The sequence below is a fragment of the Candidatus Enterococcus leclercqii genome (assembly GCF_009933135.1).
GTDB lineage: Bacteria > Bacillota > Bacilli > Lactobacillales > Enterococcaceae > Enterococcus_C > Enterococcus_C leclercqii.
In genome coordinates this window covers 158,142-173,380 of the sequence record NZ_MAEH01000012.1, presented here as the reverse complement: position 1 = coordinate 173,380, position 15,239 = coordinate 158,142, and the positions used below count along the sequence as shown (strand labels likewise).

Below are 15,239 nucleotides of genomic sequence, written 5' to 3'. Positions count from 1 at the left end.
ATACTTTGCCAATCATATGAAACGAGGGAACGACTTGAATCCATCTATTTACGGAATGACCAAACCTCAGCTGGAGGAATGGTTCATCGATCATCAGGAAAAAAAATTTCGGGCTGCCCAGGTCTGGGAATGGTTATACGAAAAGCGAGTGCAAAGTTTTAGCGAGATGACCAATCTTTCTAAAGGACTGATTGAAAAGCTGACAGAAAACTTTGTTATCAATCCGTTGAAGCAAATCGTAGTGCAAGAGGCCAAAGACGGCACTGTGAAATATTTGTTCGAATTGCCGGACAAAATGATGATTGAAACAGTTTTGATGCGTCAAGAATATGGGATGTCTGTCTGTGTGACGACTCAAGTAGGCTGCAATATCGGTTGTACTTTTTGTGCCAGTGGTCTGCTGCGAAAACAACGAGATTTGACTGCCGGTGAGATTACGGCTCAGATCATGTTGGTACAACGTTATTTCGACGAACGAGGGCAAGAAGAACGGGTTTCTCATGTGGTCGTGATGGGAATCGGGGAGCCTTTCGATAATTACGACAATGTTATGCAGTTTATCACCATCATCAATGATGCGAAGGGACTGGCGATTGGTGCTCGTCATATCACCGTTTCTACAAGTGGCTTGGCCCGTAAAATCCGCCAGTTTGCCGATAATGGGTTACAGGTGAATTTGGCAATCTCCCTTCATGCACCGAATAACGAAGTGCGTTCTTCCATGATGCGTATCAACAAAAGCTACCCAATTGAAACGCTGATGGAGGCGGTAGATTTTTATCTGTCGAAAAATAACCGACGCATCACCTTTGAGTACATCATGCTTCACGAGGTTAACGATCGCGTGGAACACGCGCAACAGTTGGCAGATCTTCTGCAAGACAAAAAGAAACTAGCCTATGTTAATTTGATTCCTTACAATCCCGTCAGTGAACATGACCAATATTCTCGTAGTGACAAAGAAGATGTCCTGAAGTTTTATGATGTTTTGAAAAAGCGGGGCATTAACTGTGTTATCCGAAAAGAACACGGTACTGACATCGACGCTGCTTGTGGTCAACTCCGCAGCAAGCAACTAAAAAAACAAAAGCAAAAAAGAACGGCCAGCTAATGACAGCTCTGACATAGGCTGTGACAATAGTTGAGTCACCGTCCTACGAAGCGAACAATACCAATCGAGAACCCCAAAAAGCCGACGATCTTCCATTAAAATCATTGGAAGATCGTCGGCTTTTCATTGCTAAAATTTCAGACATAGACTTTCCTTGACTTCATCAAGGAAAGTCAGCCTCATTCACTTCTCTTTATACGTATGGGATTGTTCTCTCTTCGGACTAAGACATCAAGAGGGTCACAAGTTTTCCTCACCCGTATATTTTTTATTAATTGTGATTAAACATCTGCTGCTTAGCACTTGGAAATTACTTAAGTCACCTTCCATTTTTTGAAAAATCGGTATTGAGTAGTGGTTTTTCTGTTGGCCCGGCAGCAGCTGGCAGTTGGCGAAAACACAAGGAAAGCCGCGAGGGGATCGCGGCTTACTTAAATGGTTTGTTATAATTAGTGGACAGTGATTCCTAGAAACAAAAATACTGTGATTTTTTCTATACCCTAGGCGATCCCTGGAGTCCCTTCCAGTTCATAAGCAACTGCTGATTTATCAGTTCAGGCATTTTTGCTGAGGGTTTGGAGATTGACGGTTTTGCCGTACCAACGTGCTTTGTATTTTAACTTTTGCAGGAACTTTTGCCAATCTGACCAGTTGAAAGCTACAGCTGACTGCTTTGGCTCAAAGCAAATAATAATCTCATCAAAATCTTTGACTAAGGTCAACGAGAGCTCGTCCATATAGGCCTTTTGCCGAGCCCGCTTGTGGCGTTGGAGATCCATGACGCGATTTTTTTGCTTCTGATAATTTTTGGCTTCCTTTAGTTTTACCAATCGGCGGCGGGCGCTGAGGGCTCGAATTGCCAAGCGTCGTTCTTCTTTGAGGAGTTTTTCGGACAGCTCCTTTTGACAAAAGCCAAGACCAGAGAGTGGAGCATCGGCCAAAACCAATTGTTGGGGACAAAAACGGATACTGATTGTACGGCTTGTCTTGGGTAGGTGTGCCACTTGCTCTTCGCATAAAAGGGAAACATAGAATTCTTCGAGGTTTTTGGCAGAAATAGTCGCAGACTTGATTTCACCCTTGATTTCTCGATGCAACAGCAGCGGGATCAGTGTTTTGATCTTGGGTAGCTTCAAGCGGCCGGTTTCAATGCGAATTGTCCCTTGTTGATTGTTAGTAGTGTACGATTGCCACATCGCCTTTTTGGTTTTCAATTTGGGATGACTGCAACGACCGGCATAGTAGTTGCGAAAGGCTCGATCCAGATTTCGTTGGGCATTGGCTAACGCCAGACTGTCGGTTTTTTTCAAAAAAGGATGCTTTTGTTTCAGCTTTGCAGGGGTTAACAGCTCGCCAGGATCATCTCGAAGATCACGATATTCCCGATTTTTTAGCAGGGAGTTATACGTAAAACGAACGCATCCAAAGGTTTCGATAAAAAATTGACGTTGCTCAGAAGTCGGATAGATTCGAAATTTATAGGCCTTCAAAACCTTCAAATGGTTCACCCCCGTTATGCTGATTGATTGGCAGCTCAAAGCTTCCAGTGAATTATCTGAAAATTAAATACTTTCAGAGTTGTATAAAATATTAATGAATGTTTATGAAAAAAGCAAGAGGGTTTCGGATATTCTTGATAAAAAAACAGCTGTAAATCGTTTGGAAGTTTCTGGATAATCGCTAAAGATAGCTGTAATAGCAGACTGGGCTCGCTAAAAGAGAGTATTCAAATTGCAATAAATAATTTGTGACTTCTTGATTTTTTCTTGTGAAAAATAAGAACCAATTGCTGATAAGGTTAACATAAAAAAGAAAAGGACCAGCTGCTTAAAGAATATCCAGCAGCTAGTCCAATTTCTAGCAATCAGTCCGTTGTGGGCTGTTTTTTATTCAGATCATATGGCGGCTGTAAGATGCGTTTAGCCATCAGAATGTCGGGTTTGTTCCAACCGTTGGCATCCGGGATCACACCGACAATTTTATAGCCCTGCTTTTCATAGAACTCATAAGGATGATGATCGAGATTTTCGATTTTAGAAATCGCAGTCAATGGGTCTTCAAACAGATCCAAATGGCTGAGACTGGTCTGTGACTTTTCATCATCGGTACCCAGATAGACAGTGATGCCGCCGCGAGTCTCGATCTCATCTTCAATAAAAGTCATCAAACGGGCACCGATTCGCTGTTTGCGGTGGCTGTCTCGTACGACCAGTGGATGAATCTCCCAGCCCGTGTTGCCGTATTGCGGGATTGCGCCGACAAAGCCTACCAGTTCATCATTGTCGATAGCAGCGATGGCTAAACGTTCACTGCTCATCAGATGATCGACTTCTGTAGTGGCATTGGCACCGTATGTTTGAGGCCAAGTCAACGCTAGCATGTCTGCTAATTGGACTTTCATTGAAGGGTCTTCCCGATCGAATTCTGTTACGATCATTTCATCACCTGCTTTTTCATTTAGTGCTATTTTACCAGTCTTAAGAAAAAGCCGGTAACGATTCGCCTTTACAGAAGCCGGCTGAAAACTTAAGTAACTAAAAGGGAGTCAAAATTCATAATTTTCAAGCGCAAAAGGCAAATCCATTAGTCTATTCAAGGGTGAACACAGACTTAAAAATTGGGATGCTGTTGGTTTATGATTTGAAATAAGGAAAAGACGACTAGTTGCCACTGATTTTAGTGGCGGCCAGTCGTCTTTTCCTTACAGTTCACATTTGCTCGTGTGTGCCTTTATAAGAGGGGGACAGGGTTAGGTTCAACGCATATGAATTATTCAATTTATCTTCTGCCAGTAAGCACTTCTTTTTTTAGCTGGTAAATCTTGGAAGGACGCCCAATTCCCAATGGCCGTTCACCAATTTCATCAAAGTACTGCAACATGGCCTTTTTGTAATTGGAATGATCAATGGAGCGAAAATCCACGCCCCAGAACTTGGCAAATACTTTGCGGGCTTCGGTGATGGTAAAGGTGTCACCTAGAACTTGCAAAACCAACGGCTCATGTTCCATTTTATTCGCCACGCGTTTGAAGGCTTTCAAGATGATCTGGCTATGGTCAAAGGCCAACGTATCGTGACCGATGGAAACCCCAGTATTTAAGTCCAAAATGATTTCAACACCGCCGGAACTCAAGCACAGCTGATTGCCGCGACGTTCCATATTGAACCAACGAACTTCATTGGCGTCGTCACCTGCGATGAGGGGCTCTTCTCCAATAAAAGCCAGATAACTGACTGTCACGACCCAGCCTCGAGGATCCCGATCAGGAGTGCTGAAGGTGTGGAGTTGTTCGATGTTGTGTTGGCCAATGGTGACGCCGGTTTCTTCTTTGGTTTCTCGAATAACACTGTCATCAGTGGATTCACCTTGTTCAACAAATCCACCCGGTAAAGCCCATGAGTTGCGATATGGATGACTTTTACGACGAATCAGCAAAGTTTTTAATTGATCTTCTTCCTTGTTGTAACACATGAGAACCATGTCAACAGTCAACGAAGGTTTGATGTATTCTGGGTGATCCTGGCGATGATACCAGTCCAAAAATTCTGCTTCTGTGGCAGATTGTTCGTAATATTGTTTTTCGGCTGCTTTATCAGCAAATTCTTTCATGAGAGACCCCCACATTTCTCAGATAGTAAGACCCATGGACTGGCTGCTTTTCACGCAGCACCAGGCCTAGTTCTTTCCTATTTCTCATTTATTGTACCATGTTTGGCAAGCAGTGTTCGGTGAAAGGCGACTAACGAAAAATAAATGGAATCACCAGGTTGAACAAAAAGAGGACTAAATAAAAGGGCACAATCTTTTTGGCACGGTCTTTGATGGCGATAAAGCCGCTAAAGGCAATGCCGGTTAAGAAGACGGCACGAATCAGTTGAACAGCGGTTAAAAAGCTGCGCAAGTGATCGTGAGTATTGAAATAGGCGGAAAGCGTCGGGTAGAAGGTACAAAAAACCATATGCACGAAGGTCAATACGGTAATGATTGTAATTAAATAGCGGTGTTTTTTTTCCATAAGCAGCTGCCGAAAAACTGGCAGGGGTCAGCACTTCCTTTTATAGAGAATGGTCACAGCCTAAAAGGCGGACCTCGAATTTTTATTATAGCATTTAATGTTTCCAAGGGCGATGGGCAAAGGGTCCAGCGGGTAAAAAAGCAGTTAAACATCAGGTGATTTGTGGTATACTAGCAAAGAATGAGTGCCAGTCAGAAGGGAATCTCGACAGAAAATCCAGGGTGCCGATCATCTGATAGGACAAGCTGAATCTCTCTTGACAGGCTGAACTTACTTATCTGAAATCCCGCAATCTGACGGTTGAGCAATACGCCAGGCCGGCTGAATGCCAAAAAGGATCCAAACGATCATCAAGGAGGAATCAACGTGACTGAAAAGAAAACTTTTTATATCACGACACCAATCTACTATCCAAGCGGGAAACTGCATATCGGTAACGCGTATACGACAATCGCCTGTGACGCAGTGGCTCGCTACAAACGTTTGATGGGTTTTGACGTCTTTTATTTGACCGGTGTCGATGAACACGGCCAAAAAATCGAGAAAAAAGCGGAAGAGCTTGGGGTAGCCCCTAAGGAATATGTTGACCGCATGGCAGCAGATGTCCAGAAACTATGGAAATCTTTGGACATCAGCTATGACAAATTTATCCGCACGACAGATGACTACCATCACGATGCGGTTCAGAAGATTTTTCAACAGCTTTTAGACCAAGGGGATATCTATTTAGGTGAATACGAAGGCTGGTATTCGGTTTCTGATGAGGAATACTTCACTGAAACACAACTAGCTGAAGTTTATCGGGACGAAACGGGCAAAGTCATCGGCGGAAAAGCGCCAAGTGGCCACGAAGTTGAGTTGGTGAAAGAAGAATCTTACTTCTTCAAGATGAGTAAATATGCGGATCGTTTGCTGGAATACTATGAAACGCATCCGGAATTTATTCAACCTGAATCCCGTAAAAATGAAATGGTTAATAATTTCATCAAGCCGGGGCTAGAAGATTTGGCGGTATCTCGGACTACCTTTAAGTGGGGAGTTCCAGTTAAATCTGATCCAAAACACGTAGTCTATGTCTGGATTGATGCTTTGAGCAACTACATCACGGCTTTAGGCTATGGTTCTGACGATGACAGCTTGTTCCAAAAATTCTGGCCAGCGGATATCCACATGGTAGGAAAAGAAATCGTGCGTTTCCATACGATCTATTGGCCAATCATGCTGATGGCATTGGATCTGCCTTTGCCGAAGAAAGTCTTCGCTCACGGCTGGTTGTTGATGAAAGACGGCAAGATGAGTAAATCAAAAGGTAACGTTGTCTATCCGGAGATGTTGGCAGAACGCTATGGTTTGGATGCTTTACGTTACTATTTGTTACGTTCTGTACCTTTTGGCTCAGATGGGGTTTTCACACCGGAAGATTTTGTTGCTCGGGTGAATTATGACTTGGCCAATGATTTAGGAAATCTGCTGAACCGGACCATTGCTATGATCAATAAGTATTGTGACGGCCTAGTACCAGATTACAAATCCAAGGTGACTGCTTTTGACAGTGAGCTGTCCACCACAGCTGCCAATGTTGTCGGCCGCTATCACCAAGCAATGGAAAAAATGGAATTTTCTACTGCCTTAAGCGAAGTTTGGGCGTTAGTTTCCCGGGCCAATAAGTACATTGATGAAACTGAGCCGTGGGTTTTGGCAAAAGACGAAGCCCGAGTGGATGAGTTGAATTCAGTAATGGTTCACTTGGCAGAATCACTGCGAATCGTAGCGATTTTACTACAGCCAATTATGACAGAAACTCCGAAAAAGATTTTCAAACAATTAGGTTTGGATCCGGAAACGATGAACTTGGAGGGCTTGCATTTCGGCGAATTCCCAACTGGTACCAAAGTCGTTGCCAAAGGGACACCAATCTTCCCACGTTTGGAAATGGAAACCGAAATTGCTTATATCCAGAAGAAAATGGCAGAAGGTGCCGGGATTTCCTCTGAGTCTGTCAAATGGGATCCAGAGGCCACCGATTTGACTTCTGAAAAAGGCGAGATCAAGTTCGATGATTTCGAAAAGCTGGACTTGCGAGTAGCCGAAGTTATCGACTGTAAGAAAGTCAAAGGCGCCGACAAGTTGTTGCAATTGCGGCTGTCTGCGGGTGACAATCAAGACCGTCAGATTCTTTCCGGCATTGCCGAATACTATCCAGATCCATCCTCTTTGATTGGCAAGAAAGTCGTTATCGTTGCCAACTTGAAGCCGCGAAAGATTCGTGGTTTGGTCAGCCAAGGTATGGTGCTTTCTGCTGAAGATGACAAAGGCAATTTGAAAGTTGTCGAAGCGCCAAAAGGAATGCCAAACGGTGCAGGTATTGCCTAAAAATTTAAATGAATACTGGATGAATGTTAGCTGAATGATACGTGCCTTGTGAGCAGTTGTCTGTTCACAGGGTACTTTTTTGTATGAAGAGAAGTACAGGATTCATTGAAACTCGCGTATAAGAATAGAAGCGGGTTTCGCTTCTTTCTACCTGTGGCAAATTTGGCGTAAGCGATACCCGCTGGTTTTGTAAAAGTCCATTATCAAAAAACGCTCCGGCACACAGTTTAACTGGTGCCGGAGCATTTTCGATTGGGCGGGGTACTTTCTTACTTCATAAACAGACAGCGACGATTCCTGGAAACCGCCGATTACAACTGTTCGGCCTGCATTTGATACATCTGCTGATAGATGCCAGCCTGTTGTAAGAGGGAGTGGTGATTTCCTTGCTCAACGATGCGTCCTTTATCCAAAACTAGGATTTGATCGGCTTCTTTAATGGTAGACAGACGATGGGCAATCATGAAGGTCGTCCGGCCTTTTTGCAACACCTGCATCGCTTTTTGAATGATGGCTTCTGTTTCAGTGTCTACATGACTAGTGGCTTCGTCCAAGATTAAAATCTTAGGATCAAATACCAATGCTCGGGCAAAGCTGATCAATTGACGCTCGCCGCTAGAAAATTCATTCCCCTTTTCTACGACAGGATGATGAATTCCTTGATCATAACGTCCGATCAAATAGCCGGCACCGACTTTTTCTAAGGCGTCTGTCACCATGTCATCACTGATGGCGGGGTCTCCCATGCTGATATTTGTGGCAATAGTCCCAGTAAAAAGATAGGGATCTTGCAAAACGATAGCCATGTGACGTCTGACACTGTGACGGTTACAGGCTTCAATTACCTGCTCATCAATCACAATTTGTCCAGCTTGAGGATCATAAAAGCGGAATAACAGATTTAAAATACTGGATTTTCCCGAGCCCGTATGCCCCACTAAAGCAATTGTCTCACCGGCCGCCGCAGCAAAATCAATCTTGTGGAGAACCGGAGTCTCCGGCAAATAGCCAAAGGAAACCTGCTCAAAGCGCACAGCACCGTCCGTGACGACTAATTCAACACCCTCTTGATTTTCAATTGGTTCATCGGCGAATTCAAAGATGCGGGTACCAGCTGCCAGGGACTGCTGGATATTGGCAAAAATTTGGATCATGCCATCGATGGGGTCGAAAAGACGGTTGATATAATCAATAAAAATATACAGCAAGCCGGCAGATAGTGACATACGACCATCTAGAAATAAAGAGGAGAGGGCGTAGATCACCGCCAAAATGGTGCCGTTTCGTAAGACGTTGGCAAAGCCCCAAGCAACTGCTGAATCAAGACGTAGATATTTCTTGCCGGCATCGTGCCATTTTCCAACAGTGTCCTTAAATTCAGCTAACAGCTGCGTTTCCCGTTGGAAGGCCTGGATTACGGGCATGCCTTGTACAAATTCATTCAACTGTCCGCTGATCTGGGAGGTATATTCCCGGATATCCAAGTTGTAGCGAGTGGCGTATTTGGTGTAAAATCGCTGCCAAATCAAAAGAATTGGCACCAAAATCAATAACGCTAGACCTAACCAGTGATTTAAGAGGGTGATGGCGATGAAGACGCCGATAATTGAAATCAAATTGCTGAGCATGTTACTCAAGACATTGACGTAAAAATTGGAGCGCAGGACCTCAGTATCATTCGTAATACGGGCAACGATTTTTCCCGCTGGAATACTGTCAAAATAAGACACTGGCAAACGATGCATGTGATCAAAGAGTTCATCCCGCATTTGTTTGACAATCATGTTGGCCATTTTCCGCAAGCGAAGGATACTGATGTAGCGAAACAGTGAACCAATCAGATTGATCAGCAAGTATCCGGATAGCAGCATCACTAAGAGTTGGGTGTTCAATTGGCCAGTTTTAAAAGCAGGAGTCATAACATCATCGAGGGAACGTTTTGCTAAAAGCGGCGAGCAAAGTTCCAAGGCCGCTGCGGTAATTAATAGAACTGTCCCTAAGATGAAGGTTCTTTTATGGTATTTCAGATAGCTGAAAAGACGGAGAATCGTCTTAAACATGAACGCCACCTCCTTTGATTTGTTGATGATGGTATTGTTCTTGATACCAACCAGGCTGTGTAATCAATTCAGCGTGTCTGCCCCGTTGAATGATGCCGCCGTCTTCTAAGACAATAATTTTATTGGCCTGAGTAATGGCAGACAGACGGTGGGTAATGATTACCAAGGTGGGGGACTGCTCGAGATTTCGTAGATTTTCGATGATGCTTTGTTCTGTTTTGGCATCTACTGCCGACAACGCATCGTCTAACAGCAGAAATTCGCTGTTTCGTAAGAAGGCCCGGGCCAATGATAAGCGCTGTTTCTGTCCGCCGGAAAGTGAAACCCCTTTTTCGCCGACCATAGTTTCCAGACCGTCTTTCATTTCCCGAACTTCAGCGGCAAAACAGGCAGTTTCTAAAGCCTGCCACAGCTGCTCCTCGGTTGCATTGGCATCTCCGAACAACAGATTTTCGCGAATTGTACGAGAAAACAGTGTGTGTTCTTGAGGCACTTCAGCAAACTTTTGCCGCAGGTCGTCAGTCTGATAATCGGTCAGAAGATGCTCGTTGATGAAAGGGACTTGATCTGAATAAGGATAATGATGACCAAATTGTCGCAAGAGCGTTGTCTTCCCGCTGCCGGTCTTGCCCACAATCCCGATGATATCCCCTTTAGCGATGGTTAAATCAACAGCATTAAGAACGGGACGGGAGCTTTCTGGATAGCGAAAACTGAATTGTTGGAAACGAAAGGTATCGACTGTGGCAAGTTTATGTTGCCCGTCTTTTTCGAGGCCGTCACCGGTATGAAGAACTTCACTGATCCGGCGCCATGAAGCGGCACCTTGCTGCATCACATTCACCAAATCCCCAGCTGAGATCATCGGCCAAACCACCATACCCAAATAGACTTGAAAGGAAACCATTGCTCCCACGGTAATCTCTTGTTTGGCTACCAAAAAGGCACCAGCACCGAAGCTCATGACAAAACTAATGGCCAATAAAATCGTAATCAAGGGCCCAAAACGGGAGTCGATTTCAGAGACTTCGTTGTTTTTGGCTAAGGTTTCCCCGGTTTTTTCGTTGAATTGACTAGTGGTAGCAGACTCCAAACCGAATGCTCGCACTACGCGAATGCCATCAATGATTTCCAACACTTCGCTGTTCATCTCAGAGACGGCGTTTTGGGCTTCAGTAAATTTGGCATCTACCAATGAACCCCATTTGAAGATGAAATAAGCTAGAAAAGGCATGGGAATCAAGGCAATCAAGGTCAGTTTCCAACTAACTGTGACGGCCATCATCCCCACAATGAACGCCAAGTAGACACTAGTGTTTAAGAAAACCATCAGGCCGTAGCCAATCGTCATCCCCATCACTTGAACATCATCATTGGCTCGAGTCATCAAGTCCCCCGTGCGGAAGCGATGATAAAAAGGCGGGCTCATTTTCAAAAAGTGTCCCATCATCTCGCCCCGGAGCTTTCTTTGCATGTCATAAGAGCCGATAAACAAGTAATAATTCCAGACGAACTCAGTGAGATAAGCCACGAGAATGGAACCCAAGAACAAGCCAGTATAAAAAAGCAGTGTCCCGTGATTGAAGTCGTCTTGCAAAATAGCATCGATAAACAGTCGTATGAGGTAGGTAGGCGCCACATACATGGCGCTGGCCACCAACATAAAGGTCACAACGACTGTGTAGCGCCCTTTGTGCTGTTTAAAATACGACCAGAGATAAGCAAAAATATTTTTCATGATAATAAGTCCTCGATTCGATAAATTAACAGGAAAACTCCTGTGATACATAAATGACAATACCCGGCAGTTTAGTTAGAAAAGCTGGTAAGACTAACGCCATACTAAAAAACACCAAGTTTTCAAAAAGCTTCATTTTGAAAACAGACAATCTCCACAACAGCCCTCGCCTCTCCGAAAAACCAAAAAGACTCCACCCACAAGTGGGTAGAGTCGAAAAAAGGCATAAGTATACCAGTTCATTCAAGCGTCAGTATGCAAGGAGACCTTAAGTAAGCGTAAGAATAGACACTGAGGTCAAAGTGCAGCGTTTGAAAAGACCCATCCAGGTTGTAAGGATAAGGAAGCTGATTTAATTAGGTGTAGATGCAGATTAAAGCCGTTCAGTTTGTTAATGAATTTTTGCATCGTTGCTTCCTCCCTTCCTGATTATTTACCGCTTTTTACGGCTGGGTCAACTAAGCTTGAATTCCCTTTTTATGAGGAAATTGGTTTTATCATAGGCACCTGATTGAGACGGTAGTCAAGATCGGGTGGGTGACAAAACGTTTTCATTTACGAAACCGAGTATACCGAAAGTCATTGTAAAAAACAAGAATTATCTTACAAATTTTCAAAAAATGTTCGGAAAGCAGTTAGATGATTGGCAAATACAAAAAAATCAAACAACACAATTTGATGCTCTTAGCCAAAGAAAAAGAGCTGATTGAATGCGATTTCTTAACTTTTTTCGGGAAATCTCCTGCGAAAAGGTTTGCTATAAATAACCTACTCCGATATAATGTCAGTTGTACTTATATTGTTTTCATAGGGGAGTAACTGGCAGCATAAGCTGTGGCAACATCACCAGCCGAAAAGTGTCTTTTTCTGGTGTTGCCTTAATTAGTGAGACTTATGTATGTTGTCGCATACACAAGTCTATTTTTTTTACTTTCGGAGTGTATGGTGGGAAAAATAGACGAAAGTAGGCGATGACGAGGACGTTTTACGTTCGCTGCTGCTACACCTCGACAGCCGAGAGCCGACTATCATTTAGAGTTGGGTTTCGATGACCTGGCGTTTCAGCAACACTTACTATTGGAAGTCTCCGATAATAGTACAGCAGAGACAAAGAGTGGAGAAACGATTTTTTCATTCTTCTGTTGTATGGAATCTATTGTAGGCTTGCAGCACACAACACAAGGAGGAAACAAAGTGTCAGAAGAAAGTACAAAGAAACAGCAACTGCAAAAGAAGTTCTATGCGCAAACAGAAGACGCGGTTTTGCAGGAGTTGGGCAGTTCCAAAGACGGCCTAACCAATGAGGAAGCTAAAAAACGTTTGTCTGATTTCGGTCCTAATGAACTGGAAGAAGGCAAGAAAAAATCAATGCTGCAAAAGTTTTTCGAGCAGTTCAAGGATTTGATGATCCTGGTGCTGTTGGTGGCAGCAATTATCTCTGCAGTAGTCAGCCATGAAGTCGTGGATGCGATTATCATTTTGGCTGTGGTAATCATCAATGCGGTGATGGGCGTTATTCAAGAAGCGAAGGCTGAAGAAGCTATCGAAGCGTTACGGGACATGTCAACGCCTGATGCCAACGTATTGCGTGGAGGCCACGCGCAAAAAGTCAAAAGTACTGAACTGGTACCCGGGGACATGGTTCTTTTGGAAGCCGGCGATGTGGTGCCAGCAGACATGCGTTTGATTGAAGCCAGCTCTTTGAAGATTGAAGAAGCAGCGCTGACCGGTGAATCTGTACCCGTGGAAAAAGAATTAGGGGTATTGGAAGACACTGAAATCGGAATTGGTGACCGTGTTAACATGGCATTTTCCAACTCCAACGTAACTTATGGTCGCGGGAAGGGCCTTGTCGTTAATACTGGGATGAATACTGAAGTTGGTAAGATTGCCGGTATGTTGGCTGAAGCAGACGAAACAGAAACACCATTAAAGAATAACTTGAACCATCTGGGTAAATTCCTGACTGCAGCTATCATCGTGATTGCTGTAGTGATGTTCTTTATCGGAACAGTCATCAATGACAAAGACTGGACTGAAATGTTGTTGACCTCCATCTCATTGGCTGTTGCGGCGATTCCAGAAGGGCTGCCGGCCATCGTGACCATCATTTTGGCGCTGGGTACTCAAGTAATGGCAAAACGAAATGCTGTGATTCGCAAGCTGCCAGCAGTAGAAACACTGGGTTCTACAGATATCATCTGTTCTGATAAAACAGGGACTTTAACACTGAACCAGATGACAGTTGAAAAATTGTATACCAACGATCGCCAGTATCCTTCTTCACAACATATTCCAGATGGCAATATGGCGTTGAAGATTATGAACTTTGCCAACGATACGAGAATTGGGCAAAATGGCGAACTGATTGGTGATCCGACTGAAACGGCATTGGTAGCTTTCGGTAATGACCAAGGGTTTAATGTAACTGAAAAAGTCAAAGCACAACCACGGGTAGCAGAACTACCTTTTGATTCTGATAGAAAATTGATGTCTACCATCCACCAAGAAGCTGATGGCCGTTACTTAGTAGCTGTCAAAGGTGCACCAGATGTCTTGTTGGGTCGCTGTAACCAAATCCAAATCTTCGATGAAGTCAAAACATTGACCAATGAAGAAGAACAAAAAATCTTGAACAACAACAAAGACATGGCAAAACAAGCACTGCGGGTGTTGGGAATGGCCTTCAAGTATGTGGATGCAATTCCTGAACAGATGGAATCAGAAATCGTGGAAAATGATTTGATCTTTGCCGGGCTTGTAGGGATGATTGACCCAGAGCGCTCTGAAGCAGCTGATGCCGTGAAGGTAGCTAAAGATGCTGGTATTCGACCAATCATGATCACAGGTGACCACCGTGATACTGCTGAAGCAATTGCCGGACGTCTGGGAATCATCAAACCTGGAGACGATGCCGCTGTCTTGACTGGTGCAGAATTGAATCAGATGTCTGATGAAGAATTTGCTAAAAAAGTTGAACAATACTCGGTTTATGCACGGGTATCTCCTGAACACAAAGTCCGTATCGTTAAAGCTTGGCAAAAAGAAGGTAAAGTTGTTGCCATGACTGGTGACGGTGTCAATGACGCCCCTGCTTTGAAGCAAGCAGATATCGGTGTCGGCATGGGGATCACGGGTACAGAAGTTTCCAAAGGTGCTTCTGATATGGTCTTAGCTGATGATAACTTTGCGACAATCGTCGTAGCCGTAGAAGAAGGTCGTAAAGTCTTCTCTAACATCCAAAAGGCTGTTCAATACTTGTTGGCTGCTAACTTGGGTGAAGTACTGACCTTGTTCATCGCAACTATGCTGAACTGGGATACGCTGTTACCAATTCATTTGCTGTGGATTAACTTAGTAACTGATACCTTCCCAGCGATTGCTTTGGGGATGGAACCGGCTGAAAAAGATTTGATGAGCCACAAGCCTCGTGGCCGTAACTCGAATCTCTTCTCCGGTGGTGTCTTCAGCTCAATCATCTACCAAGGGATTTTGGAAGCTGCCACAGTTCTTTGGGTTTACTGGTCAGCCATTCAATGGCCGGTTCACGCAGGGTATGATGCCATTCACGCAGATGCACTGACGATGGCTTTTGCAACCTTGGGTCTGATGCAACTCTTCCACGCATTTAACGTGAAATCTGTGCATCAATCCCTTTTCAAAGTGGGACCTTTCAAGAACAAGTCCTTTAACTGGGCGATCTTACTGTCCTTCTTCCTGATGATGGTTATCATCATTGTTCCAGGATTGAACGACATCTTCAAAGTGGCGCACTTGGACTTGTACCAATGGGCAATCGTGGTAGGCTCTTCCTTTGCGATTATCCCAATCGTAGAAATCGTCAAATTCTTCCAACGCAAGATGGGGGCAGAATAAGACATTATCTAACAGTTTACGAAAAAACGCTGACTTGGATTTTTATTCCGGGTCAGCGTTTTTTGA

9 protein-coding genes are annotated in these 15,239 nt (G+C 44.1%); 3 read left to right on the top strand and 6 right to left on the bottom strand.

The window, feature by feature from the left end:
* Positions 1 to 16 precede the first annotated feature (16 nt).
* Positions 17 to 1,111: a 23S rRNA (adenine(2503)-C(2))-methyltransferase RlmN gene (gene rlmN / locus BAU14_RS06160; protein WP_161899211.1), complete on the top strand. Its 1,095-nt coding sequence runs from the start codon at positions 17 to 19 to the stop codon at positions 1,109 to 1,111.
* 554 nt (positions 1,112 to 1,665) lie between these two features.
* On the opposite strand, the gene BAU14_RS06155 is transcribed toward rlmN, so the two are convergent.
* The 4 genes from BAU14_RS06155 to BAU14_RS06140 form a co-directional block, all read right to left on the bottom strand.
* Positions 1,666 to 2,610, bottom strand: coding sequence for an RNA-guided endonuclease TnpB family protein (locus BAU14_RS06155; RefSeq protein ID WP_161899210.1), 945 nt, complete (start codon positions 2,608 to 2,610; stop codon positions 1,666 to 1,668).
* A gap of 365 nt (positions 2,611 to 2,975) precedes the next feature.
* Positions 2,976 to 3,548, bottom strand: a complete 573-nt coding sequence (gene aac(6'), locus BAU14_RS06150) for an aminoglycoside N-acetyltransferase AAC(6')-Ii (protein ID WP_161899209.1) — start codon at positions 3,546 to 3,548, stop codon at positions 2,976 to 2,978.
* Positions 3,549 to 3,889: 341 nt separating this feature from the next.
* Entirely contained in the window at positions 3,890 to 4,720 is an 831-nt protein-coding gene (locus BAU14_RS06145) for an NUDIX domain-containing protein (protein ID WP_161899208.1), read from the bottom strand.
* 130 nt (positions 4,721 to 4,850) lie between these two features.
* Positions 4,851 to 5,126 carry a hypothetical protein gene (locus tag BAU14_RS06140; RefSeq protein ID WP_161899207.1) on the bottom strand — a complete coding sequence of 92 codons (276 nt, stop codon included), beginning with the start codon at positions 5,124 to 5,126 and terminating at the stop codon, positions 4,851 to 4,853.
* 366 nt (positions 5,127 to 5,492) lie between these two features.
* On the opposite strand from BAU14_RS06140, the gene metG reads away from it, so the two are divergent.
* Positions 5,493 to 7,499, top strand: coding sequence for a methionine--tRNA ligase (metG, locus tag BAU14_RS06135; RefSeq protein WP_161899206.1), 2,007 nt, complete (start codon positions 5,493 to 5,495; stop codon positions 7,497 to 7,499).
* Positions 7,500 to 7,810: 311 nt separating this feature from the next.
* Here metG and BAU14_RS06130 read toward each other — a convergent pair whose 3' ends face one another.
* Both BAU14_RS06130 and BAU14_RS06125 read right to left on the bottom strand, forming a co-directional pair.
* Positions 7,811 to 9,559: an ABC transporter ATP-binding protein gene (locus BAU14_RS06130; RefSeq protein ID WP_161899205.1), complete on the bottom strand. Its 1,749-nt coding sequence runs from the start codon at positions 9,557 to 9,559 to the stop codon at positions 7,811 to 7,813.
* Positions 9,552 to 11,297 carry an ABC transporter ATP-binding protein gene (locus BAU14_RS06125; protein WP_161899204.1) on the bottom strand — a complete coding sequence of 582 codons (1,746 nt, stop codon included), beginning with the start codon at positions 11,295 to 11,297 and terminating at the stop codon, positions 9,552 to 9,554. Before BAU14_RS06125 ends, BAU14_RS06130 begins: the two co-directional genes overlap by 8 nt.
* Positions 11,298 to 12,491: 1,194 nt before the next feature.
* On the opposite strand from BAU14_RS06125, the gene BAU14_RS06120 reads away from it, so the two are divergent.
* Complete coding sequence (locus tag BAU14_RS06120) at positions 12,492 to 15,173, top strand: calcium-translocating P-type ATPase, PMCA-type (RefSeq protein ID WP_161899203.1); 2,682 nt, start codon at positions 12,492 to 12,494, stop codon at positions 15,171 to 15,173.
* Positions 15,174 to 15,239: the final 66 nt, after the last annotated feature.